The sequence below is a fragment of the Mycobacterium seoulense genome (genome assembly GCF_010731595.1).
GTDB classification, from domain to species: Bacteria; Actinomycetota; Actinomycetes; order Mycobacteriales; family Mycobacteriaceae; genus Mycobacterium; species Mycobacterium seoulense.
Genome location: NZ_AP022582.1, coordinates 377,957 through 400,974, shown reverse-complemented (window position 1 = coordinate 400,974; position 23,018 = coordinate 377,957). Strand labels below are relative to the sequence as shown.

21 protein-coding genes, 2 tRNA genes and 1 pseudogene are annotated in these 23,018 nt (G+C 67.9%); 6 read left to right on the top strand and 18 right to left on the bottom strand.

The genetic code is table 11. From position 1 onward, the window contains the following. Window positions 1-10: 10 nt before the first annotated feature. Complete coding sequence (gene leuD, locus G6N37_RS01955) at window positions 11-607, bottom strand: 3-isopropylmalate dehydratase small subunit (RefSeq protein WP_068059593.1); 597 nt, start codon at window positions 605-607, stop codon at window positions 11-13. Window positions 608-631: 24 nt separating this feature from the next. After that, window positions 632-2,062, bottom strand: coding sequence for a 3-isopropylmalate dehydratase large subunit (gene leuC, locus G6N37_RS01950; RefSeq protein WP_163684467.1), 1,431 nt, complete (start codon window positions 2,060-2,062; stop codon window positions 632-634). Window positions 2,063-2,149: 87 nt separating this feature from the next. Between leuC and G6N37_RS01945 the strand changes: the two genes are divergently transcribed. Then, window positions 2,150-2,851: an IclR family transcriptional regulator gene (locus tag G6N37_RS01945; protein WP_163675207.1), complete on the top strand. Its 702-nt coding sequence runs from the start codon at window positions 2,150-2,152 to the stop codon at window positions 2,849-2,851. 70 nt (window positions 2,852-2,921) lie between these two features. Continuing rightward, window positions 2,922-3,434, top strand: a complete 513-nt coding sequence (locus tag G6N37_RS01940) for a pyridoxamine 5'-phosphate oxidase family protein (RefSeq protein ID WP_163675204.1) — start codon at window positions 2,922-2,924, stop codon at window positions 3,432-3,434. An 8-nt stretch (window positions 3,435-3,442) separates the two neighbouring features. Here the strand turns inward: G6N37_RS01940 and G6N37_RS01935 are convergent. The 4 genes from G6N37_RS01935 to G6N37_RS01920 all read right to left on the bottom strand — a co-directional run bounded on the left by G6N37_RS01935 (window position 3,443) and on the right by G6N37_RS01920 (window position 6,071). Beyond that, a tRNA-Glu gene (locus G6N37_RS01935) sits at window positions 3,443-3,515 on the bottom strand. A gap of 73 nt (window positions 3,516-3,588) precedes the next feature. Beyond that, window positions 3,589-3,660 (bottom strand) — tRNA-Gln (locus G6N37_RS01930). A gap of 147 nt (window positions 3,661-3,807) precedes the next feature. Beyond that, complete coding sequence (gene gltX, locus G6N37_RS01925) at window positions 3,808-5,277, bottom strand: glutamate--tRNA ligase (RefSeq protein ID WP_163675201.1); 1,470 nt, start codon at window positions 5,275-5,277, stop codon at window positions 3,808-3,810. Beyond that, window positions 5,274-6,071 carry a fumarylacetoacetate hydrolase family protein gene (locus G6N37_RS01920; protein WP_163675198.1) on the bottom strand — a complete coding sequence of 266 codons (798 nt, stop codon included), beginning with the start codon at window positions 6,069-6,071 and terminating at the stop codon, window positions 5,274-5,276. Before G6N37_RS01920 ends, gltX begins: the two co-directional genes overlap by 4 nt. A 150-nt stretch (window positions 6,072-6,221) precedes the next feature. On the opposite strand from G6N37_RS01920, the gene G6N37_RS01915 reads away from it, so the two are divergent. Further along, window positions 6,222-7,526 carry an MFS transporter gene (locus G6N37_RS01915; protein WP_163675196.1) on the top strand — a complete coding sequence of 435 codons (1,305 nt, stop codon included), beginning with the start codon at window positions 6,222-6,224 and terminating at the stop codon, window positions 7,524-7,526. On the opposite strand, the gene G6N37_RS01910 is transcribed toward G6N37_RS01915, so the two are convergent. The 3 genes and pseudogenes from G6N37_RS01910 to serA form a co-directional block, all read right to left on the bottom strand. Further along, window positions 7,426-8,436: a 3-isopropylmalate dehydrogenase gene (locus G6N37_RS01910; RefSeq protein WP_163675192.1), complete on the bottom strand. Its 1,011-nt coding sequence runs from the start codon at window positions 8,434-8,436 to the stop codon at window positions 7,426-7,428. The genes G6N37_RS01915 and G6N37_RS01910 overlap by 101 nt on opposite strands. Before the next feature lie 29 nt (window positions 8,437-8,465). After that, window positions 8,466-8,537 (bottom strand): annotated as a pseudogene (locus G6N37_RS26580) (hypothetical protein); the annotation flags it as partial. Next, window positions 8,534-10,120, bottom strand: a complete 1,587-nt coding sequence (gene serA / locus G6N37_RS01905; protein ID WP_163675189.1) for a phosphoglycerate dehydrogenase — start codon at window positions 10,118-10,120, stop codon at window positions 8,534-8,536. The pseudogene G6N37_RS26580 and the gene serA, both read right to left, overlap by 4 nt. A 109-nt stretch (window positions 10,121-10,229) precedes the next feature. On the opposite strand from serA, the gene wrbA reads away from it, so the two are divergent. Then, window positions 10,230-10,829 (top strand): NAD(P)H:quinone oxidoreductase, encoded by a 600-nt coding sequence (gene wrbA / locus G6N37_RS01900; protein WP_163675186.1) that lies wholly within the window; start codon window positions 10,230-10,232, stop codon window positions 10,827-10,829. Between the two features lie 16 nt (window positions 10,830-10,845). Here the strand turns inward: wrbA and ilvC are convergent, their stop codons facing one another. From ilvC to G6N37_RS01885, 3 genes are read right to left on the bottom strand one after another with little or no spacing between them, the layout of a single operon-like run. Further along, the gene (ilvC, locus tag G6N37_RS01895) at window positions 10,846-11,847 is read right to left on the bottom strand and encodes a ketol-acid reductoisomerase (RefSeq protein WP_163684465.1); all 1,002 of its coding nucleotides are present in this window, start codon (window positions 11,845-11,847) and stop codon (window positions 10,846-10,848) included. Between the two features lie 52 nt (window positions 11,848-11,899). Continuing rightward, window positions 11,900-12,400, bottom strand: a complete 501-nt coding sequence (gene ilvN / locus G6N37_RS01890) for an acetolactate synthase small subunit (protein ID WP_083174060.1) — start codon at window positions 12,398-12,400, stop codon at window positions 11,900-11,902. Beyond that, window positions 12,400-14,202, bottom strand: a complete 1,803-nt coding sequence (locus G6N37_RS01885) for an acetolactate synthase large subunit (protein WP_232075451.1) — start codon at window positions 14,200-14,202, stop codon at window positions 12,400-12,402. Before G6N37_RS01885 ends, ilvN begins: the two co-directional genes overlap by 1 nt. 379 nt (window positions 14,203-14,581) lie before the next feature. On the opposite strand from G6N37_RS01885, the gene G6N37_RS01880 reads away from it, so the two are divergent. After that, entirely contained in the window at window positions 14,582-14,938 is a 357-nt protein-coding gene (locus tag G6N37_RS01880; protein WP_179961896.1) for a PH domain-containing protein, read from the top strand. Window positions 14,939-14,941: 3 nt separating this feature from the next. Here the strand turns inward: G6N37_RS01880 and G6N37_RS01875 are convergent, their stop codons facing one another. Next, window positions 14,942-15,802 (bottom strand): DoxX family protein, encoded by an 861-nt coding sequence (locus G6N37_RS01875; protein WP_163675180.1) that lies wholly within the window; start codon window positions 15,800-15,802, stop codon window positions 14,942-14,944. A gap of 260 nt (window positions 15,803-16,062) precedes the next feature. Here G6N37_RS01875 and G6N37_RS01870 point away from each other — a divergent pair, with 260 nt between their 5' ends. Then, complete coding sequence (locus G6N37_RS01870; protein ID WP_163675178.1) at window positions 16,063-17,184, top strand: PQQ-dependent sugar dehydrogenase; 1,122 nt, start codon at window positions 16,063-16,065, stop codon at window positions 17,182-17,184. A gap of 16 nt (window positions 17,185-17,200) precedes the next feature. Here G6N37_RS01870 and gatB read toward each other — a convergent pair whose 3' ends face one another. From gatB to gatC, 5 genes are all read right to left on the bottom strand, one after another. After that, a complete protein-coding gene (gene gatB, locus G6N37_RS01865; protein WP_163675175.1) occupies window positions 17,201-18,712 on the bottom strand; it encodes an Asp-tRNA(Asn)/Glu-tRNA(Gln) amidotransferase subunit GatB in 1,512 nt (503 codons plus the stop codon). A gap of 34 nt (window positions 18,713-18,746) precedes the next feature. Continuing rightward, window positions 18,747-19,613 (bottom strand): MinD/ParA family ATP-binding protein, encoded by an 867-nt coding sequence (locus G6N37_RS01860; RefSeq protein ID WP_232075244.1) that lies wholly within the window; start codon window positions 19,611-19,613, stop codon window positions 18,747-18,749. A 497-nt stretch (window positions 19,614-20,110) separates the two neighbouring features. After that, window positions 20,111-21,142: an ATP-dependent 6-phosphofructokinase gene (locus tag G6N37_RS01855; RefSeq protein ID WP_163675168.1), complete on the bottom strand. Its 1,032-nt coding sequence runs from the start codon at window positions 21,140-21,142 to the stop codon at window positions 20,111-20,113. A gap of 45 nt (window positions 21,143-21,187) precedes the next feature. Further along, window positions 21,188-22,669, bottom strand: coding sequence for an Asp-tRNA(Asn)/Glu-tRNA(Gln) amidotransferase subunit GatA (gene gatA, locus G6N37_RS01850; protein WP_163675165.1), 1,482 nt, complete (start codon window positions 22,667-22,669; stop codon window positions 21,188-21,190). After that, entirely contained in the window at window positions 22,666-22,965 is a 300-nt protein-coding gene (gene gatC / locus G6N37_RS01845; protein ID WP_163675162.1) for an Asp-tRNA(Asn)/Glu-tRNA(Gln) amidotransferase subunit GatC, read from the bottom strand. Before gatC ends, gatA begins: the two co-directional genes overlap by 4 nt. Window positions 22,966-23,018: the final 53 nt, after the last annotated feature.

Sequence of the window (23,018 nt, the reverse complement as noted above, 5' to 3'; positions counted from 1 at the left end):
TCCCGACCGTTCAGGAGGCGGGCAGAGTGCGCGGTTTCCACTGCGGATAGGCGGCCTCGTACGATTCGATTTTGTCGAGTTTCCGCAGCGTAAGGGCTATATCGTCGAGTCCTTCGAGGAGGCGCCAGGCCGTGTGGTCGTCAATCTTGAACGGCAACACCGTCGTTCCCGCGGTGATATTTCGATCTTGAAGATTGGCAGTGATTTCCAGTCCCGGACTCTGCTCGATGAGCTTCCAAAGCAGTTCCACACCGTCTTGGGAGACTTCGGCCGCCAGGAGCCCCGCCTTGCCGGCGTTGCCCCGGAAGATGTCACCGAATCGAGACGAGATGACCACCCGGAACCCGTAGTCCATGAGTGCCCACACGGCGTGCTCGCGCGACGAGCCGGTGCCGAAATCGGGCCCGGCGACCAGAACCGACCCCCGGTCAAAGGGACTGAGGTTGAGGATGAATGAGGGATCCGAGCGCCAGCTGGCGAACAACCCGTCCTCGAAACCGGTTCGGGTGACCCGCTTCAAATACACCGCCGGAATGATCTGGTCCGTGTCAACATTGGACCGCCGCAACGGCACGCCGATACCGGTGTGCGTGTGAAATGCTTCCATCGTCATCCGTTCTTCTCGATTACGTCAGTTCAAATCGGCCGGGGCGGACAATGTGCCGCGAACTGCGGTCGCGGCGGCGACGGCCGGAGACACCAAGTGCGTGCGCCCGCCTTTCCCCTGGCGCCCTTCGAAGTTGCGGTTGGACGTCGCCGCGCACCGTTCCCCCGGCGCCAGCTGGTCCGGATTCATGCCCAGGCACATCGAGCAGCCCGCCTGTCGCCATTCGGCGCCCGCCGCGGTGAAAACCTCGCCCAGCCCTTCGGCTTCGGCCTGCGCACGCACCCGCATGGACCCGGGCACCACGAGCATCCGCAGGCCGGGGGCCAGCTTGCGGCCGCGCAGCACGTCGGCGACCACCCGCAGGTCTTCGATACGACCGTTGGTACAAGAGCCCACGAAAACGGTGTCGACCGCGATATCGCGCATCGGAGTCCCTGGCCGAAGGTCCATGTAAGCCAACGCTTTCTCGGCGGCCTGCCGCTCGGCGTCGCCGCTCATCAGCTCCGGGTCGGGCACGGCCCCGGCCAGCGGCACGCCCTGCGCGGGATTCGTTCCCCACGTCACGAACGGGCTCAACGACGTCGCGTCGAGGTGGACCTCGGTGTCGAAGGCGGCGCCGGGGTCGGTGTGCAGCCGCTGCCAATAGCGCATCGCCGCGTCCCATTGCGCCCCCTGCGGCGCGTGCGGCTTGTCGCGCAGGAATTCATAGGTGGTGGCGTCCGGGGCCACCATGCCCGCCCGGGCACCGGCCTCGATGCTCATGTTGCAGATCGTCATGCGGCCTTCCATCGATAGCGATTCGATGGCGCTGCCGCGGTATTCGATGACGTGCCCCTGCCCTCCGCCGGTGCCGATCTTGGCGATCAACGCGAGAATGATGTCCTTGGCCGTCACGCCCGCGGGCAGTTCCCCGTCGACGTTGACTGCCATCGTCTTGAACGGCCGCAGCGGCAACGTCTGGGTGGCCAGCACGTGCTCCACCTCGGAGGTGCCGATGCCCATCGCCAGCGCCCCGAACGCGCCGTGCGTCGACGTGTGACTGTCACCACAGACGATCGTCATTCCCGGCTGGGTGAGGCCCAACTGCGGCCCCACGACATGCACGATTCCCTGCTCGATATCGCCCATCGGATAAAGGCGGACACCGAATTCGGCGCAGTTCCGGCGCAGCGTCTCGACCTGGGTGCGCGACACCGGGTCGGCGATCGGCTTGTCGATGTCGACGGTGGGCACGTTGTGGTCTTCGGTGGCCAGCGTCAGATCGGGCCGTCGCACCGGCCGGCCGGCGAGGCGCAGTCCGTCGAAGGCCTGCGGGCTGGTGACCTCGTGCACCAGATGCAGATCGATGTAGATCAGGTCGGGCGCCCCACCTTGCTCGGGGTCATCCGCCCCGCGATCCACAACGTGGTCGTCCCACACCTTTTCGGCCAGGGTGCGCGGCTTGCCGGATCCCATCTGAAAACTCGCCTCGATTCGCGTCGTGCGCGGCTCGCCGATCGACCATGGCTGTGATCTCAGAATGCGAGACGCTAGTATCTCCTTGTGAGACAGCATAGCGGCATCGGCGTCCTCGACAAAGCCATGGGTGTCCTGCAGACGATCGCCCAATCCCCCTGCGGATTGGCCGAACTGTGCGAGCGAACCGGATTGCCCAGGGCGACCGCGTACCGGCTGGCCGCCGCCCTCGAAGTCCATCGCCTGCTGGCCCGCGACGACGAGGGGCGCTGGCTACTCGGTCCGGCCGTCACCGAGCTCGCCGCCCATGTCAACGACCCGCTGCTGGCCGCCAGCGCGGGGGTGCTGCCCCTGTTGCGCGAGACCACCGGCGAGAGCGTGCAGCTCTACCGCCGCGAGGGCACCACGCGGGTCTGCGTGGCCGCCCTGGAACCCGCTGCGGGCCTTCGCGATACGGTCCCGGTCGGGGCTCGACTGCCGATGACGGCGGGTTCGGGCGCCAAAGTGCTGCTGGCCCACAGCGACGCTGCGACACAAAAAGCTGTGCTGCCGACGGCGAAGTTCAACGAGCGCACCCTGGCCGAAGTACGGCGCCGCGGCTGGGCACAAAGCGTCGCCGAACGCGAGCCCGGGGTGGCGAGCGTGTCGGTTCCCGTGCGCGACGGCCGCGGAGCCGTCGTCGCCGCCATCTCGGTGTCCGGCCCCGTCGACCGGATCGGCCGGCGCCCTGGAGTGCGCTGGGCCGCGGACCTGATTTCCGCGGCCGAGGCTCTCACCCGTCGGCTCTGAACGTCGCGCGCGAATAGCTCGCGGCGACCAGCGCACACCGTTTCCGGCATGGCCTGACAGACTGACCGCCATGGGAACCAATCAGCGCGCGAGCATCGTCATGTCCCCCGACGAGATCGTCGACTTCGTCGCCAAGAGCCGCACCGGGACGCTGGCCACCATCGGCCCCGACGGGCAGCCGCATCTGACCGCGATGTGGTACGCCGTCGTGGACGGTGAAATCTGGCTGGAAACGAAGGCCAAGTCGCAGAAGGCCGTCAACCTCAAACGTGATCCGCGGGTGAGCTTCCTGATCGAGGACGGCGACACCTACGACACGTTGCGCGGAGTGTCGTTCGAAGGCGTCGCGGAGATCGTCGACGATCCCGACGTCTCGCACCGGGTCGGGGTCAGCGTGTTCGAGCGCTACACCGGTCCCTACAGCGATGAGATGAAGCCCTTCGTCGAGCAGATGATGAACAAGCGCGTCTGTGTGCGCATCGTCGCCCGGCGGGCGCGCTCGTGGGACCATCGCAAACTCGGCTTGCCGGCCATGCCGGTGGGTGGGTCCACGGCACCGGCCGCGTTGGGAACCGGTCAATAGTGGTTTTGTAGCCCCGATGGGATTCGAACCCACGCTACCGCCGTGAGAGGGCGGCGTCCTAGGCCGCTAGACGACGGGGCCAGACACGATCCGAGGTGTCAGCATAGCTCACACTCTGAAAGCCCACCTAATCGCTTGAGGTGGCGAGATTTTGCTGGGGTACCAGGACTCGAACCTAGAATGGCTGAACCAGAATCAGCTGTGTTGCCAATTACACCATACCCCATCGGCTGCCTAAAACCGCTGGTCAACGGTCATTCTGAGCCGCATCGCGCCACCCGGAGCACCGCCGCCGCCAGCCGTTGTCGGCCTTTGTGAGCCGCAGTGCAGACTACCAAAGACTGCGCGCACAATCCGCACGCGAGGTCACGGTCTAGCCGGCGACCGTTTCTCGTGCGGCCCGTAGCCGCAGCAAGCTGCGGTCACGGCCCAGCAGCTCCAGCGATTCGAACAACGGCGGGCTGACCGTCGTTCCCGTGGCGGCAACCCTGATCGGACCGAAGGCCTTGCGCGGTTTGAGCCCCAGGTTGTCGATGAGCGCGGCCTTGAGGGCGGACTCGATATCGGCGGTGGTCCAGCCGGTCACGCCGTCCAGCGCGGCCAGCGCGGCATCGAGCACCGCGGCCGCGTCCGCGCCGAGCTCCTTGGCGGCGGCCTTCGGATCGATCGCGTATTCGTCGTCGTTGAGGAACTTCAGCAGGTCCCACGCGTCGGCGAGCACGACGATGCGGGTCTGGACCAAGTCGGCCGCGACGGCGAACGCGGCGTCATCGGTTCCGAGCCGATGTCCGTGGACGTCGAGGTAGTCGCGCAGCCGGCCCGCGAAATCCGCCGGTTCGAGCATTCGGATGTGCTCGGCGTTGAGCGCGTCGGCCTTCTTCTGATCGAACCGAGCCGGGTTGGAGTTCACGTCGACCACATCGAAGGCGGCCACCATCTCGTCGAGACTGAACAGGTCATGGTCGTCGGCGATGGCCCAGCCCAGCAGCGCAAGGTAATTGAGCAACCCCTCGGGGATGAAGCCACGGTCGCGGTGGGCGAACAGGTTGGACTGCGGGTCGCGCTTGGAGAGCTTCTTGGTGCCCTCCCCCAATACCGTTGGCAGGTGGGCGAACTCCGGGACCCGCTCGGCGACGCCGACCCGGATCAGCGACTGGTACAGCGCGAGCTGGCGCGGAGTCGACGGCAGCAGATCCTCGCCGCGCAACACGTGGGTGATTCTCATCAGCGCGTCGTCGCACGGGTTGACCAAGGTGTACAACGGGTCTCCGTTGGCGCGGGTCAACGCGAAGTCCGGCACCGAGCCCGCGGCGAAGGTGGTGGTTCCGCGCACCAGGTCGTTCCAAGCGAGGTCTTCGTCGGGCATCCGCAGCCGCACCACCGGCTTGCGGCCCTCCGCGAGGAATGCGGCGCGCTGGGCGTCGGTCAGGTGCCGGTCGAAGTTGTCGTATCCCAGTTTGGGGTTGCGGCCCGCCGCGATGTGGCGCGCCTCAACCTCTTCCGGGGTCGAGAAGGCGTAGTAGGCCTCGCCCGCTTCGAGCAGTTTGGCGACCACGTCGCGGTAGATCTCCTTGCGCTGCGACTGCCGGTAGGGGCCGTAGGGTCCGCCGACCTCGGGCCCCTCGTCCCAGTCGAGGCCCAACCAGCGCAGCGCGTCGAGCAGCGCCAGATAGCTTTCCTCGCTGTCGCGTTCGGCGTCGGTGTCCTCGATGCGAAAGACGAAGGTGCCACCGGTGTGCCGGGCGTAGGCCCAGTTGAACAACGCGGTGCGGACCATGCCGACGTGCGGGGTGCCCGTGGGCGACGGGCAGAACCGGACCCGGACTTTCGTTTCGGCTGTCACGACTTTCCCTTACGGACCACGGGATTGGTGAGCGTTCCGATCCCTTCGATGGTGATGGACACGGTGTCGCCGTCCTCGATCGGGCCGACGCCCGCCGGCGTTCCGGTGAGGATGAGGTCGCCGGGCAACAGGGTCATCACTGCCGAGATCCATTCGACGATGGCACCGACGTCGTGGATCATCAGCGAGGTACGGCTGTGTTGCTTGACTTCGCCGTTGACCTCGGTTCGTATCTCGAGGTCCGCCGGATCGACGTCGGTGACGATCCACGGCCCCACCGGGCAGAAGGTGTCGTGCCCTTTGGCCCGCGTCCATTGGCCGTCGGACTTCTGTTGATCGCGGGCCGACACGTCGTTTCCGATGGTGTAGCCGAGGATGCTGTCGGCGGCCTGGGCGGCCGAGACGTCCTTGCAGGGCCGGCCGACGACCGCGGCCAGCTCGCCCTCGAAATGCACGGGTGATGCGTTGGCAGGCAATCTGATCGGCACATTCGGGCCGACGATGGCGGTGTTGGGTTTGAGGAAGATGATGGGGTCCGGGGCCGCGGGGCCGGTGAGCTCGGTCATCTCCGCGATGTGATCGGCGTAGTTCTTGCCGATGCACACCACCTTGCTGGCCAGCATCGGAGCCAGCAGCCGCACATCGGCCAGCGGCCAGGAACGGCCCGTGAAGTTCGGCGTGCCGAAGGGATGCTCGGCGATCTCGCGGGCGACCATCGCGGCGGGATCGGCGAGTTCGCCCTCGATGCTGACGAAGGCGACACCGTCCGGGCTGGCGATTCGACCAAGGCGCATTTCATTGAGCCTAGTGACGGTCGCGAGCGCGGCGTAGCCGGGCGCGGCGGGCCGTCACCAAAACCCCCGTGACGGTCGCGAGCGCGGCGTAGCCGGGCGCGGCCGCACGAGTATTACCAGCGGTTCTACCCGCCTGTGCAAGCATGGGGGATGCGAACGGGGCCGGCCGCCGCGCGCACGCTGGGTGCGGGCGCCCGCTGGTCCATCATGGGCATATCGCTGGTGGCCACGGCGAGTTCGTTCCTGTTCATCAACGGCGTCGCGTTCCTCATTCCCTCGCTACAAACGGCGCGTGGCATCCCGCTCGACGAAGCTGGTCTGTTGTCGTCGATGCCGAGCTGGGGCATGGTGGTCACGCTGGTCTTGTGGGGTTACGTGCTGGACCGGGTGGGCGAGCGGGTGGTGATGGCAGCGGGTTTGGCGCTCACCGCGGTGGCGGCGTACGCGGCGGCGACGGCGCATTCGATGGTGCTGATGGCCGTCTATTTGTTTCTCGGGGGCATGGCCGCGGCCAGTTGCAACACCGCCAGCGGTCGGCTGGTGTCGGCGTGGTTTCCGCCGCAGCAACGCGGAGTGGCCATGGGTGTCCGACAAACCGCGCAGCCCCTCGGAATCGCCTTGGGAGCGCTGGTGATCCCCGAGCTGGCCGAGCACGGGCCGGGTGCGGGGCTGAAGTTCGCGGCCTTGGCGTGCGCGTTCGGAGCGGTGGCGAGCGCGGTCGGCATCGTCGACCCGCCCCGCAAGCCGCGGGAGAAGGCCGCCGACACCGAACTCGCCAGCCCGTACCGAGGGTCGTTGGTGCTCTGGCGAATTCACACGGTGGCGGGGCTGATGATGGTTCCGCAGACGGTGACCGTCACGTTCATGCTGGTGTGGCTGATCAGGAATCTGCACTGGTCGGTGGCGGCCGCCGGCAGCCTGGTCACCCTTTCGCAGGTGCTCGGCGCGATTGGCCGGGTCGTCGTGGGCCGCTGGTCCGACCGCGTCGGCTCGCGAATGCGACCGGTCCGCATCATCGCGGGCGCCGCCACCGTCACCCTCTTCCTGTTGGCGTGGGCCGACTTTCTGAATTCGATTTATCAAGCGCCGCTGATGGTCACCATCTCGGTGATCGCCATGCTCGACAACGGTTTGGAGGCCACCGCGATCACCGAATTCGCCGGGCCGTTCTGGAGCGGACGCGCCCTGGGCATCCAGAACACCACCCAGCGGGTGCTGGCGGCCGCCGCGCCCCCGCTGTTCGGTGCCTTGATCACCGCCGCGAAATACCCGAACGCGTGGATGTTGTGTGGACTGTTCCCGGCGGTCGCGGTTCCGCTGGTGCCGGCGCGGTTGCTCCCGCCCGGCTTAGAAACTACAGCCCGGCGGCAATCCGTTCGCCGACTTCGTTGGTGGCGGGCCGTTCGTTCCCACGCGTTGCCAGGTAGGCCTCGACAGCCCGATCCACCCGCCTAGCGGCAGCGTCCTCGCCGAGATGGGCGAGCAACAACGACACCGACATGATCGCCGCGGTCGGGTCGGCGATGCCCTGACCGGCGATGTCCGGCGCGCTGCCGTGCACCGGCTCGAACATCGACGGGTTGGTGCGGGTGGCGTCGATATTTCCGCTGGCCGCCAAGCCAATTCCGCCACATACCGCCGCCGCCAAGTCGGTGATGATGTCACCGAAGAGGTTGTCGGTGACGATCACGTCGAAGCGTCCGGGGTCGGTGACCATGAAAATGGTGGCGGCGTCGATGTGTTGATACGCGACCTCGACGTCGGGGTAGTCCTCCCCGACTTCGGCCACGATCCGCGACCACAGCTTTCCGGCGAAGGTCAGCACGTTGGTCTTGTGCACCAGCGTCAGGTGCTTGCGCCGGCGCTGGGCGCGCTCGAAGGCGTCGGTCACCACGCGGCGCACGCCGAAGGCTGTGTTCAGGCTCACCTCGGTGGCCACCTCGTGCGGCGTCCCGGCGCGGATCGCGCCGCCGGTGCCGGTGTAGGGGCCTTCGGTCCCCTCGCGGACCACCACGAAATCGATGTGGGGGTTTCCGGCGAGCGGGCTGCTCACGCCGGGGTACAGCCGGCCCGGTCGCAGGTTGACGTGGTGATCGAGCTCAAAACGCAGGCGCAGCAACAGGCCCCGCTCCAGCACGCCGCTGGGCACCGACGGGTCGCCGATCGCCCCGAGCAGAATGGCGTCGTGCTGGCGCAACTCGGCCAGCACCGATTCCGGCAGCAGCTCACCGCTGGCGTGAAAACGCCGCGCGCCCAGGTCGTAATCGGTCTTCTCGACACCGGGCAACACCGCGTCAAGGACTTTGAGCGCCTCGGCCGTCACTTCCGGCCCGATACCGTCGCCGCCGATAACCGCCAACTTCATGAGCGCCGCTCCTCTCCCCCGCAAGCGGGAGGCGCCCCCACATCGCTTCGTCCCCCGCAAGCGGGCGGTACCCCCACTGCATCGTCGCCGGCGCACTTCACGAGAGATCTACCACCTCAAGCTTGTTGGCGCCCACCGCTGCACCGATCGCCGACCGAACCTCGCTCGGCACGTCCTGGTCCAGGCGCAGCAGGATCGTCGCACCGGGACCCTCGGCGTCCTCGGACAATTGAGCCGCCTGGATGTTCACGCCCGCCGAACCGAGCAGGGTGCCGATCTTGCCCAGCGCCCCGGGCGCATCGATGTAGTTGATCACCAGGTTGGTGCCCCGGGCCCGCAGATCGAAGTTGCGGCCGTTGATCTGAACGATCTTTTCCACCAGCTGCGGACCCGACAGCGTGCCGGCCACGTTCACGGCGCTGCCGTCGGAGGCGACGGCGCGCACGTCGACGACGCTGCGGTGGTTCGGGCTCTCCGAGGCCGTGGTGAGCTCGGCGGTGACGCCGCGCTCTTCGGCCAGCGCCGGCGCGTTGACGAAGGTGACCGGGCCCTCGACCACCGCCGAGAACAGGCCGCGCAGGGCCGAGAGCTTCAGCACCTCAACGTCTTCGGAGGCCAGCTCGCCGCGCACCTGCACCGACACCGACACCGGCGGCCCGGCGGACAACGAGGCGGCCAGCACCCCGAGCTTGCGCACCAGGTCCAGCCAGGGCGCCACCTCTTCGTTGACCACGCCGCCGCCGACGTTGACGGCGTCGGGGACGAATTCCCCGGCGAGCGCGAGCTTCACGCTTTCGGCCACGTCGGTACCCGCGCGGTCCTGGGCCTCGGCGGTGGACGCACCCAGATGCGGCGTGACCACCACCTGCGGCAGCTCGAACAGGGGGCTATCGGTGCACGGCTCCTTGGCGAAGACGTCGATACCCGCCGCGCGGACGTGTCCGCTGCTCACCGCCTCCGCCAGCGCGGCCTCGTCGATCAGCCCGCCGCGGGCGGCGTTGACGATGATGACGCCCGGCTTGGTCTTCTCCAGCGCCTCCTTGCCGATCAGGCCCGCCGTCTCGGGCGTCTTGGGCAGGTGCACCGAGATGAAGTCGGCGCGGACGAGGAGGTCGTCGAGGGGCAGCAGTTCGATGCCCAACTGGGCGGCCCGGGCGGGCGAGACATACGGGTCGTAGGCGACGAGATGGGTGCCGAAGGCCGTCAACCGTTGGGCGACCAGCTGACCGATCCGGCCCAGCCCCACCACGCCGACCGTCTTGCCGAAGATCTCGGTGCCGTTGAACGACGAGCGCTTCCAGGTGTGCTCGCGCAGCGAGGCGTCGGCCGCCGGGATCTGCCGGGCGGCGGCCAGCAGCAGCGCCAACGCGTGCTCGGCGGCGCTGTGGATGTTAGAGGTGGGCGCGTTCACCACCAGGACGCCGCGCTCGGTCGCGGCGTCCACATCGACGTTGTCCAGGCCCACCCCGGCCCGGGCGACGATCTTCAGCTTGGGGGCGGCTGCCAGCACCTCGGCGTCGACCGTGGTGGCCGAGCGCACCAGCAGCGCGTCGGCTTCCGGCACCGCGGCCAGCAGCTTCTCCCGGTCCGGCCCGTCGACCCAGCGCACTTCGACCTGGTCTCCCAGGGCGGCGACGGTCGATTGGGCGAGTTTGTCGGCGATCAATACAACAGGCAGATTCACCCGGCCAGCCTATCGGCTGCCTTCTGCGGGCATTGACGGGCTCACCACTGCCCTAACCTGCGCCGACGCATGGTTGGGACGGGGCTCGTTGCGGTCCTACGATGCGCTCGTGACCAAACTCGCGATCATCTACTATTCGGCCACCGGTCATGGCACCGCGATGGCGCAGCGCGTCGCCACCACGGCCGAGTCCGCGGGCGCCGAAGTCCGCCTCCGGCACGTCGCCGAAACCCGCGACCCTGAATCGTTCGCCCAAAACCCGGCTTGGACCGCGAATTACGAAGCCACCAAGGACCTTCCGGCGGCGACGGGCGAGGACATCGTCTGGGCCGACGCGGTGATCTTCGGTTCACCGACTCGGTTCGGCTCTCCCGCTGCGCAATTGCGCAACTTCCTCGACTCGCTGGGCGGGCTGTGGGCCGAAGGCAAGCTCGCGGACAAGGTCTACGCGGCCTTCACGTCGTCCAACACCCTGCACGGCGGCCAGGAGACCACGCTGCTGTCGCTCTACATCACGCTGATGCATTTCGGCGGCATCATCGTGCCGCCGGGATACACCGACCCGTGCAAGTTCGTCGACGGCAATCCGTACGGGGTGAGCCTGGTCTCCACGCACGACAACATCCACGAGTTCGACGAGGCGACCGGTACCGCGCTGGATCACCTGACCCGGCGCGTGGTTCTGATGGCCGGCCGGCTGGGTTCTTGAGCCGGCCGCCGGCGAGCTACGCCGTCTCGGTGATCGGCCGGTCGACCCAGCTCATCAGGTCGCGCAGCTTCTTGCCGGTGACCTCGATGGGGTGCTCGGCGTTCTCCTTGCGCAGTTGCTCGAGCTCCTTGTTGCCGCCCTCCACGTTGGCGACCAGCCTCTTGACGAATTCGCCGTTCTGGATGTCGCGCAGGATCTCCCGCATCCGCTCTTTGGTGCCGGCGTCGATGACGCGCGGACCCGACAGATAACCACCGAACTCCGCGGTGTCGGACACCGAGTAGTTCATCCGGGCGATGCCGCCCTCGTACATCAGGTCGACGATCAGCTTGAGCTCGTGCAGCACTTCGAAGTACGCCATCTCCGGCGGGTAGCCCGCCTCGACCATGACGTCGAAACCTGTCTTCACCAATTCCTCTGTGCCACCGCACAACACGGCCTGCTCACCGAACAGGTCGGTCTCGGTCTCGTCCTTGAAGGTGGTCTTGATGACGCCGGCGCGGGTGCCGCCGATGGCCTTGGCATACGACAGCGCCAGCGCCTCACCCTTGCCGGTCGGATCCTGGTCCACCGCGATCAGGCAGGGCACGCCCTTGCCGTCGACGAACTGGCGGCGCACCAGGTGGCCGGGGCCCTTCGGGGCGACCATCGCGACCGTGACGTCGGCCGGCGGCTTGATCAGTCCGAAGTGGATGTTGAGCCCGTGCCCGAAGAACAGTGCGTCACCGGGCTTGAGGTTGGGCTCGATGTCGTTCTTGAAGATGTCCGCCTGCGCGGTGTCGGGCGCCAGCAACATGATCACGTCGGCCCACTTCGCCACCTCGGCGGGGGTGTCGACCTCCAGGCCCTGCTCGGAGACCTTGGCCCGGGACTTCGAACCCTCCTTCAGACCGACCCGCACCTGAACGCCCGAGTCGCGCAGGCTCAGCGAGTGCGCGTGGCCCTGGCTGCCGTAGCCGATCACGCCGACCTTGCGGCCCTGGATGATCGACAGGTCTGCGTCGTCGTCGTAGAACATCTCTAATGCCTCGGATGGCACTTCTCATCTCCTTCGTGTTGCAGCTGAAAACTTACTTGGCCGTGGTGATGCCGCGCGGACCGCGGGACAACGACACCACTCCCGACTGGACGATCTCGCGGATGCCGAACGGTTCCAGCACCCGCAGCAGCGCCTCGATCTTGCCGCGGTCACCGGTCGCCTCGATCGTCAGCGCCTCGGGTGATACGTCAATCACCTTGGCGCGGAACAGGTTCACCGCTTCGATAACCTGGCTGCGGCTACCGGCGTCGGCGCGCACCTTGATCAGCGCCAACTCTCGGGACACCGCGGCCCCGTCGTCCAGCTCGACGATCTTGATGACGTTGATCAGCTTGTTGAGCTGCTTGGTGATCTGCTCGAGCGGGGTTTCCTCGGCGCTGACCACGATGGTCATGCGCGACATGTCTTTCTGCTCGGTGGCGCCCACCGCCAGCGACTCGATGTTGAAACCGCGCCGGGAGAACAACGCCGCCACGCGCGCGAGCACACCGGGTTTGTCCTCCACCAGCACCGACAAAGTGTGCGTGTGCATCAGGCGTGCCCTTCGATCTCGTCGTCGAACAGCGGGCGAATCCCGCGGGCGGCCTGAATCTCGTCGTTGCTGGTGCCGGCGGCCACCATCGGCCACACCTGCGCGTCGGCGCCGACGATGAAGTCGATCACCACCGGACGGTCGGTGATCGCGCGGGCCGCGTTGATCACGTCCTCGACGTCTTCCTCACGTTCGCAACGCATTCCGACACACCCCAGCGCCTCCGCCAGCTTCACGAAGTCCGGGATGCGATGCGAATGCGTGGCCAGGTCGGTCTGCGAGTACCGCTCCTCGTAGAACAGCGTCTGCCACTGGCGCACCATGCCCAGGTTGCCGTTGTTGATCAGCGCCACCTTGATCGGCACGCCCTCGATGGCACAGGTGGCCAACTCCTGGTTGGTCATCTGGAAGCAGCCGTCGCCGTCGATGGCCCACACCTCGGCCTCCGGGCGGGCCATCTTGGCCCCCATCGCCGCCGGGATGGCGAACCCCATGGTGCCCAGCCCGCCGGAGTTGATCCAGGTGCGCGGCTTCTCATACGAGATGAACTGCGCCGCCCACATCTGGTGCTGGCCCACCCCGGCGACGTACACCGCGTCCGGGCCGGCGATCTTGCCGAGCTTCTCGATGACGTATTCCGGGCCGAGGCTGCCGTCGCTCTGCGGGTCGTAACTCAGCGGATAGGTGGACTGAACGCTGTCCAGATAGGCCCACCATTCGGTCATGTCGACGTTGCCCGGAATGTCGTAGTGCCGCAGCATCGCGATCAGGTCGCTGATGACGGCCTTGACGTCGCCGACGATCGGCACGTCGGCATGGCGGTTCTTGCCGATCTCGGCCGGGTCGATGTCGGCGTGAATGACCTTGGCCTCCGGCGCGAAAGTGTCCAGTTTCCCGGTCACCCGGTCGTCGAAGCGCGTGCCCAGCGCGATCAACAGGTCGCTGCGTTGCAGTGCCGCCACCGCGGCGACCGTGCCGTGCATGCCGGGCATGCCCAGGTGCTGCCGATGGCTGTCGGGGAACGCGCCGCGCGCCATCAGCGTGGTGACGACGGGGATCCCGGTCAGCTCGGCCAGCTCCCGCAGCTGCTCGTGCGCCTCGCCGCGGATGACGCCGCCGCCGACGTAGAGCACCGGTTTGCGGGCGTCCGCGATCAGCTTGGCGGCCTCGCGGATCTGCCGGTTGTGCGGTTTGGTGTTGGGCTTGTAGCCCGGCAGGTCCATGCGCGGCGGCCAGTGGAACGTGCACTGCCCCTGCAACACGTCCTTGGGGATATCGACGAGCACCGCACCGGGACGACCCGAGGCGGCGATGTGGAAGGCCTCGGCAAGCACCTGCGGGATCTCGTCGCCCGAGCGAACCAGGAAGTTGTGCTTGGTGATCGGCATGGTGATGCCCGAGATGTCGGCTTCCTGGAAGGCATCGGTGCCGATCAGCGTGCGACCGACCTGGCCGGTGATGGCGACGACGGGCACGGAGTCCATCTGGGCGTCGGCCAACGGTGTGACGAGATTGGTGGCGCCGGGACCCGACGTCGCCATGCACACGCCCACCTTTCCGGTGGCGTGGGCGTAGCCGCTGGCCGCATGTCCGGCGCCCTGCTCGTGCCGAACCAGCACGTGGCGAAGCTTTTTCGAGTCGAACAGCGGGTCGTAAACCGGCAACACGGCGCCGCCGGGGATACCGAAGATGACCTCGACATCGAGCTCCTCCAGCGACCGGATCACCGACTGGGCACCGGTAAGCTTCTCGGGCCCAACGCGTTTCGGCTTTGCGGTCGAGGATTTCGCGGCCGGCTTGATCGCGTCGGAGGCGACGTCGGCGGCACGCTGTGGCTGTGTGGCGTGCTGCCTGGTGGGTGCGCTCACTGTCTTTGTTCCTTATTCACTCTGGGAGTCTCGCTGGGGCAACAAAAAACCCCCGACAGCTCATCTGCTGCACGAGGGTTGCGCGTTGGTCTGGATAGCTTCAAATGCCGAAGAGGCTAGTCAGGCACCAACGCGCCGACTAATTACTACGAGCATCCCGGGCTGTCCGGCGGTATCCATAACGTCCGACGGTAGCCTTCGCACAGCTCAGCAGTCAAATCCGCCCCCGCGGTCTCGCACAGGGGCCCGGTCCCCCGGCGCCGGGTGAAATGATGGTCGGGTGGCTACCGGTTCGTCTTCCCACACACCCGTCGTGATCAAGGTCTCCCCGATCGCGCACCTGGCCGTCGGATTCTTCACCCTGGGGTTGCTGATACCGGTGATGCTGTGGCCGCCGTCGGCACCACTGCTGGTGATCCCCGTGCTGTTGTCGGCATTGATCGTGCGGTTACGCACCGTCGCCGACGATCGGGGGGTGACCGTCCGGACACTGCTGGGCAGCCGCACGGTGGAATGGGATGACATCGACGGACTGCGCTTCCACCGGGGTTCCTGGGCCCGCGCTCACCTCAAGAGCGGCGCGGAGTTGCGCTTGCCCGCTGTGACGTTCGCGACGCTGCCGCAGCTCACCGAGGCGAGCTCCGGGCGCGTCCCCAATCCCTATCAGTGAGGGTCAGGCGATCGGGTTGACGCCGTTGAGCAGCACCCACACCGCGATCCCCGCGGCGATGCCGACCAGCAGCGCGACGAACGACCCGATGAAGGGCCGATGGGCCCAGCCCCGCCGCGCGTCGAGACCGTAGCGGCCGGGCCCACAGAGGATGACCGCGACGGCCAGCACGATCAGGGTGATCTGGTATTCGTGCCCGTCCGGCAGGAAGTACGTGAAGGTGTGCGGATGCGGCCGGGCGGTGATGGTGGCCAGCATGCCGTTGATCAGAAACGCCAGCGCGCCGGCCGCGGCCACCGGGGTGAACAGTCCCAGCACCAGCAGCACACCCGCGACGAGCTCGCCGCCGGCGCTGACGTAGGCGAGGATGTCGGCGTGCTGGTAGCCGACGTCGGACAGTGAGTTCTTGAACCCACCGACTCCGGAGCCGCCCCACCAGCCGAACAGCTTCTGCAGTCCGTGCGCGGCCAGCACGACTCCGAGGCCGACGCGCAGAATCAGCAAACCCAGATGCTGGGTTCCGCGGCGTCCGACCTCGTGCAGCCGGCCGTGGTGTTCGTCCGCGTCGATCTCGTCGGGCTCGGCGGCCGCGTGCCGCGCGGGCTGCGGCTGCACGTAGGGCAGGGGCTCCTGCTGATCGAGCACGTGGTAACCGGTCGCACTGGCACCGCCCCCTGCGGCGTGGTCGCCCATGTAGGGGATGACGGTCGTGGTTCCGGTGGAGGGGTTGAAGTCGCCGGGGTAGCCGACGGGCGTCAAGTCATCTTCGGGGTCGACCACGCGCGCTGTGGCGGGGCGTCCCGGGGTCGGTTCCGGGGATTCGCCCGGGCGCTGCCAATGTCCGTCATTCGATTGACTGGTCACGGGTGTCAGGGTAAGGGCATTTCGCCCTGAATTTGGGATTTGAACGGCGCTTTTCGCCAGGCAATCGGTGGTTTGCCCGTCAAATGGGCCCAGATTGGCCCGAAACTACCCTGCTCGCGGCTTCCGGGAGTCCTCAATGGCCGAATTCCGGCCCTGGAGGCGGCCAGCGCCGACGCGAAAGGTGTTCCGATGGTGCCGCGCTCGGCGGGCAGGCGCATGCGTGTGGCGGCGGCGGCCGCTCTATCCGTAGCCTGTCGGTCATGCGACTACGGCGCTCGGTTCGGTGCGGCTTTGCCGCGCTTTGCGCGGTGGTGCTGCTCGCGAGCGGGTGCGCGCGGTTCAACGACGCCCAGTCGCAGCCCTTCACCACCAACCCGGAACTCAAGCCGCAGCCCAGCTCGACGCCTCCCCCGCCGCCCCCGCTGCCGCCCACGCCATTCCCCAAGGCGTGCCCGGCTCCGGGTGTGATGCAGGGCTGCCTCGAGAGCACCAGCGGACTGATCATGGGGCCGGACAGCAAAACCGCGCTCGTCGCCGAGCGCACCACCGGCGCGGTCAAGGAGATCTCGGTCAGCGCCGAGCCGAAGGTGAAGATGGTCATCCCGGTCGACCCGTCCGGAGACGGCGGATTGATGGACATCGTCCTGTCACCGACCTACACGCAGGACCGGCTGATGTACGCCTACATCAGCACGCCGACCGACAACCGGGTGATCCGGGTGGCCGACGGCGACATCCCCAAGGACATCCTCACCGGCATCCCCAAGGGCGCCACCGGGAACACCGGCGCGTTGATCTTCACCAGCCCCACCACGCTGGTGGTGATGACGGGTGACGCGGGCAACCCCGCGTCGGCCGCCGACCCCAAATCGCTGGCGGGCAAGGTCCTTCGCATCGAGCAGCCGACCACCATCGGTCAGGCGCCGCCGACGACGGCGCTGTCGGGCGTCGGCTCGGGCGGCGGCCTGTGCATCGACCCCGTGGACGGCTCGCTCTACGTTGCCGACCGCACGCCGACCGCGGATCGATTGCAGCGCATCACCAAGACCTCCGAGGTGTCCACGGTGTGGACCTGGCCGGACAAGCCTGGCGTCGCCGGCTGCGCCGCAATGGACGGGACCGTCCTGGTCAACCTGATCAACACCAAACTGACGGTGGCCGTGCGGCTGGCGCCGGCCACCGGTGCGGTCACCGGTGAACCCGACGTGGTCCGCAAGGACACCCACGCCCACGCGTGGGCGCTGCGGATGTCGCCGGACGGAAACGTGTGGGGCGCCACCGTCAACAAGACCGCCGGGGACGCCGAGAAGCTGGACGACGTGGTGTTCCCGCTCTTCCCGCAGGGCGGCGGTTTCCCGCGCAACAACGACGACAAGACCTAGCGGAAGCCGGTCTTCGTCAACTCTGGCCGCAGGCCGCCAACACCAGTTCGCGCACACGAGCGGCATCGGCCTGCCCGCGCGTCGCCTTCATCACCGCGCCGACGATCGCGCCCGCCGCGGCCACCTTGCCGCCCCGGATCTTTTCCGCCACATCGGGATTGGCGGCCAGCGCTTCGTCGACCGCGGCCTGGGTCACCGAATCGTCGCGCACCAGCTCGAGGCCGCGGGACGCCATCACCTGCTCGGGTTCGCCCTCGCCGGCCAGCACCCCCTCCACGACCTGGCGGGCCAGCTTGTTGGAGAGCTTGCCCTCGTCGACGAGCGCGATCACCGCGGCCACCTGGGCCGGGTTGATGGCCAGTTCGTCCAGTCCGACGTTGGCCTCGTTGGCCTTCTGCACCAAGAAGTTGCCCCACCAGGCGCGCGCCGACTCGCTGGCCGCGCCGTGCTTGACGGTTTCGATGACCAGTTCCACCGCGCCCGCGTTGACCAGGTCGCGCATCACCTCGTCGGAAACGCCCCACTCTTGCTGAATCCTCTTGCGGCTCAGCCACGGTAGCTCCGGGATGGTCTGGCGCAGCTGCTCGACCAGTTCACGGCTGGGTGCGACGGGTTCCAGGTCGGGCTCGGGGAAATAGCGGTAGTCCTGGGCGGTCTCCTTGGCCCGGCCCGGGCTGGTATACCCCGCCTCGTGAAAGTGCCTGGTCTCCTGGATAATTCGGCCGCCGGACGCGAGGACCGCTCCCTGCCGCTGCATTTCGTAGCGCACGGCGACCTCGACGCTTTTCAGCGAGTTGACGTTCTTGGTCTCGGTGCGCGTCCCGAACTCGGTCGTTCCCGTCGGCATCAGCGACACGTTGGAATCGCAACGCATCGAACCCTGGTCCATCCGCACATCGGATACGCCCAAGGCGCGCAACAGGTCTCGCAGTGCCGTGACATAGGCGCGGGCGATCTGCGGTGCGCGGGCGCCGGCACCCACGATCGGCTTGGTGACGATCTCGATCAGCGGCACGCCGGCACGGTTGTAGTCGAGCAGCGACGTCGTCGCGCCGTGGATGCGGCCGGTTTCGCTGCCCAGGTGGGTCAGCTTGCCGGTGTCTTCTTCCATGTGCGCGCGCTCGATCTCGACCCGCCAGGTGGTGCCGTCTTCCAACGGCGCGTCCAGGTACCCGTTGATGGCGATCGGCTCGTCGTACTGGGAGATCTGATAGTTCTTCGGCATGTCGGGGTAGAAGTAGTTCTTCCGGGCGAACCGGCACCACGGCACGATCTCGCAGTTCAGCGCCAGCCCGATCCGGATGGCCGACTCGACCGCCGTGCGGTTCAGCACCGGCAGCGAACCGGGCAAGCCGAGGCATACCGGGCATACCTGGGTGTTGGGTTCGGCGCCGAAGGCGGTGGAGCAGCCGCAGAACATCTTGGTGACAGTCGACAGTTCGACGTGCACCTCGAGGCCGAGTACCGGGTCGAAGCGCGCGATGACCTCGTCGTAGTCCATGAGATCGGCGCTGGCAGCAACACTCATGCCGTCGATCGTAGACGGCGGAGTCGGGACGGTATCAGGGCCAGTGCGGCGAGCGCGGTCGCGGGAGCCGGGCGCGCTCCTCGTCCCTGCCGGGGAACATCTCGGCCAGCACGGCCGCCATCTCAAGGTAGCTGCGCCGGCTCTCCTTGCTCAGTCGATCCAGCTCGATCTGTTTGCCGTCGTGTATGTGCCGGTCGAACGGCAGCACCACCGTCGCGGCCACGCGCGCGGACAATCGCTCGAGTTCCTTGGCGGCCAGCAGCTCCACCTTCGCCGGCTCGACGTGGTTGATCGCAAGTATCGTCGACCGCACCAACACCTGATATCCGTTGTTGCCCAACCAATCCAGCGTGGTAGCGGTCTTTCGTATCGCATCGATCGAGGTGCTCGTCACCACGACCAGCGCCCGCACCTCCGGCAGGACCGCTTCCATCACACCCGAATTCAGCGCCTTGGCGCAGTCCACCAGCACCACGGAATAGTGGTTTCGCAAGAGCGAAAACGCCTTGACCACGTCGTGACGCTCGAGCCGCCAGTCGGTGTGCGCGTAATCCGGCAATCCGAGCACTTCCAGACCGAAATTGTTCATGTAGGTGTGCGCGCGGACGTCCGCATAACTGGTGATCGCCTTGCCGCAGAGCAGGTCGGCCATGCCCAGTGAGTTAGGACGGCCGTGCCGCTCGGGGAGGTCGCCGGCGTCGATGTCGACGGCGATGACCCGGTCGTGGCGCACCGCGGCAAACGTCGACCCCAGCGCCTCCACCACCGCGGTCTTGCCGACGCCGCCTTTGAGGTTGAGGACGCCGACGGGGAACGCGCCGCCCAGCGCCGCGCGGATGCGGTTGCGCAGTTCTTCCTGATACCGCGCGTCCTTGCCGGGGCCCACATCGACGCCGGTCACGCGGTGGACCACGTCACGCCAGTTGAACCTGGAGGAACCCTCGCCCCCCTGCTGGTCAAGCCCGTCCAGGGCCATCCCACCCGGCAGTGGCGACGGTCGCGGCCGGGAGGGGGCCCGCGTCACGGGGGCGGGCGCGGGTGGACGCGGGGGCGGGGGCGGCCGAAACGGCGGCCGGCGGATGGCCGGATCCGAGCGCTGGGGCTGGGCCACCGTGGCGGGCGCCGGATCGGCGTCGACGCGCCGACCGGGCGAACGCGGGGGACCGACCGGCGGGCCCGGTGGCCCCGTCGACGCCGCGGGTTGCTGAACGACTCCGCGAATCGAACCGCGGTTGCTCACCTCCCCCGTATAACCGCTGGGAACCCGTCGGGAAACCACGAATCTGCCCCAATCGGTCCGCGGCTGGTCAAGGGGTGCGCAGATTCAGCCCTTGGTCAGCCGGGAGCCGGGTCGGGGCCAGCTGGGCGCCACCCGTCGTTTGCCGGATCCACCTGGGGTTAACCGAAGAAGGCGGCGGCGTCGTCGTAGCGACTTTCGGGCACGAGCTTGAGCTGGCGCACGGCGTCGGCCAGCGCCACCCGGCCGATGTCCTGCCCGCGCAGCGACACCATCTGACCGTATTCCCCCGCGTGCGCGGCGTCGGCCGCGTTGACGCCGAACCGGGTGGCGAGCACCCGGTCGTAGGCCGTCGGGGTCCCGCCCCGCTGGACGTGGCCCAGCACGGTCACCCGCACTTCCTTGTTGATCCGCTTTTCCACCTCGACGGCCAACTGGGCGGCCACGCCGGTGAAACGCTCGTGACCGAATTCGTCGACTCCGCCCTCGCGCAACGAGATCGAGCCCGGGATGGGTTTAGCGCCCTCGGCGACCACGCAGATGAAATGCGAATCCCCGCGCTGGAAGCGCCGTTTGACCAGCCGGCACACCTCCTCGACGTCGAAGGGCTGCTCGGGAATGAGGGTCATGTGCGCGCCGGAGGCCAGCCCGGAGTTCAGCGCGATCCAGCCCGCGTGCCGGCCCATCACTTCCACGAGCATCACCCGCTGGTGCGATTCGGCGGTGCTGTGCAACCGGTCGATCGCGTCGGTGGCCACGGTCAAGGCGGTGTCGTGACCGAAAGTGACGTCGGTGCAATCGATGTCGTTGTCGATGGTCTTCGGCACACCGACGACGGGAACGTTCTCCTCCGACAGCCAGTGCGCGGCGGTCAGGGTTCCTTCCCCGCCGATCGGGATGAGCACGTCGATGCCGTTGTCGTCCAGGGTTTGCTTGATCTGGTCCAGCCCGGCACGCAACTTGTCGGGATGCACCCGGGCGGTGCCCAGCATCGTGCCGCCCTTGGCCAACAGCCGGTCGTTGCGGTCGTCGTTGTGCAGTTGGATGCGCCGGTTCTCCAGTAACCCGCGCCACCCGTCCTGGAAGCCGACCACCGACGAGCCGTACCGGGCGTCGCAGGTGCGCACCACAGCCCGGATGACGGCGTTCAGCCCCGGGCAGTCGCCGCCTCCGGTGAGAACTCCGATCCGCATGCCCTTATCTTGCCCTGCGGATGACCCGCCGCGCCGCGCAGACGGCTAGATCGCGCTCGGCAGCGGTCCGCGCGCGGCCTCGTAGGCGGCGCCCACCCGGTACAGGCGGTCATCGGCCAGCGCGGGCGCCATGATCTGCAGGCCCACCGGGAGACCGTCATCCGGTGACAGTCCCGACGGCACCGACATGCCGCAGTGGCCGGCGAGGTTCAGCGGCAGCGTGCACAGGTCGAACAGGTACATCGCCAGCGGATCGTCCACCTTCTCGCCCAGGCCGAAGGCGGTGGTCGGAGTCGCGGGCGACACGACCACGTCGACGGACTCGTACGCCCTGTCGAGGTCGCGCGCGATCAGCGTGCGCACCTTCTGCGCCTGGTTGTAATAGGCGTCGTAGTAACCGGCCGACAGCGCGTAGGTGCCGATCATGATGCGGCGCTTGACTTCCGGCCCGAAACCGGCGGCCCGGGTCAGCGCCATCACCTCCTCGGCGCTGTGCGTCCCGTCGTCACCGACGCGCAGCCCGTAGCGCATCGCGTCGAAGCGCGCCAGGTTGCTCGACACCTCCGACGGCAGGATCAGGTAGTAGGCGGCCAGCGCGTATTCGAAGTGCGGGCAGTCGACTTCGCTCACCTCGGCGCCCAGTTCGGTCAGCCGCTTCACGGCGGCCTCGAACGAGGCAAGCACGCCCGGCTGGTAGCCGTCGCCGCGCAGCTGCTTCACAACTCCGACGCGCACACCCTTGAGGTCGCCGGCCGCGCCGGCTTTGGCGGCGCCGACGACGTCGGGGATTGCCGCTTCGACGGACGTGGAGTCGCGGTGATCGTGCCCGGCGATCACCTCATGCAGCAGCGCGGTGTCCAGCACGGTCCGCGCACACGGGCCGCCCTGGTCCAGCGACGACGCACACGCCACCAGGCCGTAGCGCGACACGGTGCCGTAGGTCGGTTTGACACCGACCGTCGCGGTCAGCGCCGCCGGCTGCCGGATGGAGCCGCCGGTGTCGGATCCGATGGCCAGCGGCGCCTGGAACGCGGCCAGCGCCGCCGCGCTGCCTCCCCCGGAGCCGCCGGGCACGCGGTCCAGGTTCCACGGGTTGCGGGTCGGGCCGTAGGCCGAGTTCTCCGTCGACGAACCCATCGCGAACTCGTCCATGTTGGTCTTGCCGAGGATCGGGATGCCCGCGGCGCGCAACCGCGCGGTGACGGTGGCGTCGTAGGGGGAGCGCCAGCCCTCGAGGATCTTGGAGCCGCAGGTGGTGGGCATGTCGACGGTGGTGAAGACGTCCTTGAGCGCCAGCGGCACCCCCGCCAGCGGCGACGGCAGCCGTTCCCCCGCGGCCACCGCCTCGTCGACGACGGCCGCCGCGGCGAGCGCCTCGTCGGCGGCGACGTGCAGGAAGGCGTGGTACCTGTTGTCGGTCGCCGCGATCTGGTCCAGGCACGCCTGGGTGACCTCGACCGACGACAGCTCCCTGGCGGCGATCCCGGCGGCCAAGGTCGCGGCGTCGGACCGGATGATCTCGTTCACTCGCTGTCCCCCAGGATCTGCGGCACCGCGAAGCGGCCGTCGGCGGCCTCGGGCGCCTCGGCCAGCGCCTCGGCCTGGGTCAGGCAGGGGGCCGGCCGGTCCGGGCGGGTGACGTTCACGTCCTTCAGTGGGTTGCCGGTCGCTTCGACGCCGGTGACGTCGACGGCCTGTACCTGGCTGACGTGGGTCAGGATGGCGTCAAGCTGACCAGCGAAGCTGTCCAGCTCGCTGTCGGTCAGCGCCAGGCGCGACAGCCGGGCCAGGTGCGCCACCTCGTCGCGGGAGATTTGAGACACGACAGGAAAGCCTAACGCCCTTGTCCGGGCGACCTCCGGCCACTCGGGCCCGG

Excerpts from the sequence above, each read along its gene's own strand:
- ilvC (WP_163684465.1), bottom strand. The coding sequence starts at position 11,847 with ATGTTCTACGACGACGACGCAGACCTGTCGATCATCCAGGGCCGCAAG.
- G6N37_RS01915 (WP_163675196.1), top strand. The coding sequence starts at position 6,222 with ATGCGAACGGGGCCGGCCGCCGCGCGCACGCTGGGTGCGGGCGCCCGC.
- G6N37_RS01910 (WP_163675192.1), bottom strand. The coding sequence starts at position 8,436 with ATGAAGTTGGCGGTTATCGGCGGCGACGGTATCGGGCCGGAAGTGACG.
- leuC (WP_163684467.1), bottom strand. The coding sequence starts at position 2,062 with ATGGGATCCGGCAAGCCGCGCACCCTGGCCGAAAAGGTGTGGGACGAC.
- G6N37_RS01870 (WP_163675178.1), top strand. The coding sequence starts at position 16,063 with ATGCGACTACGGCGCTCGGTTCGGTGCGGCTTTGCCGCGCTTTGCGCG.
- G6N37_RS01940 (WP_163675204.1), top strand. The coding sequence starts at position 2,922 with ATGGGAACCAATCAGCGCGCGAGCATCGTCATGTCCCCCGACGAGATC.
- gatB (WP_163675175.1), bottom strand. The coding sequence starts at position 18,712 with ATGAGTGTTGCTGCCAGCGCCGATCTCATGGACTACGACGAGGTCATC.
- G6N37_RS01855 (WP_163675168.1), bottom strand. The coding sequence starts at position 21,142 with ATGCGGATCGGAGTTCTCACCGGAGGCGGCGACTGCCCGGGGCTGAAC.
- leuD (WP_068059593.1), bottom strand. The coding sequence starts at position 607 with ATGGAAGCATTTCACACGCACACCGGTATCGGCGTGCCGTTGCGGCGG.
- G6N37_RS01920 (WP_163675198.1), bottom strand. The coding sequence starts at position 6,071 with ATGCGCCTTGGTCGAATCGCCAGCCCGGACGGTGTCGCCTTCGTCAGC.
- ilvN (WP_083174060.1), bottom strand. The coding sequence starts at position 12,400 with ATGCACACGCACACTTTGTCGGTGCTGGTGGAGGACAAACCCGGTGTG.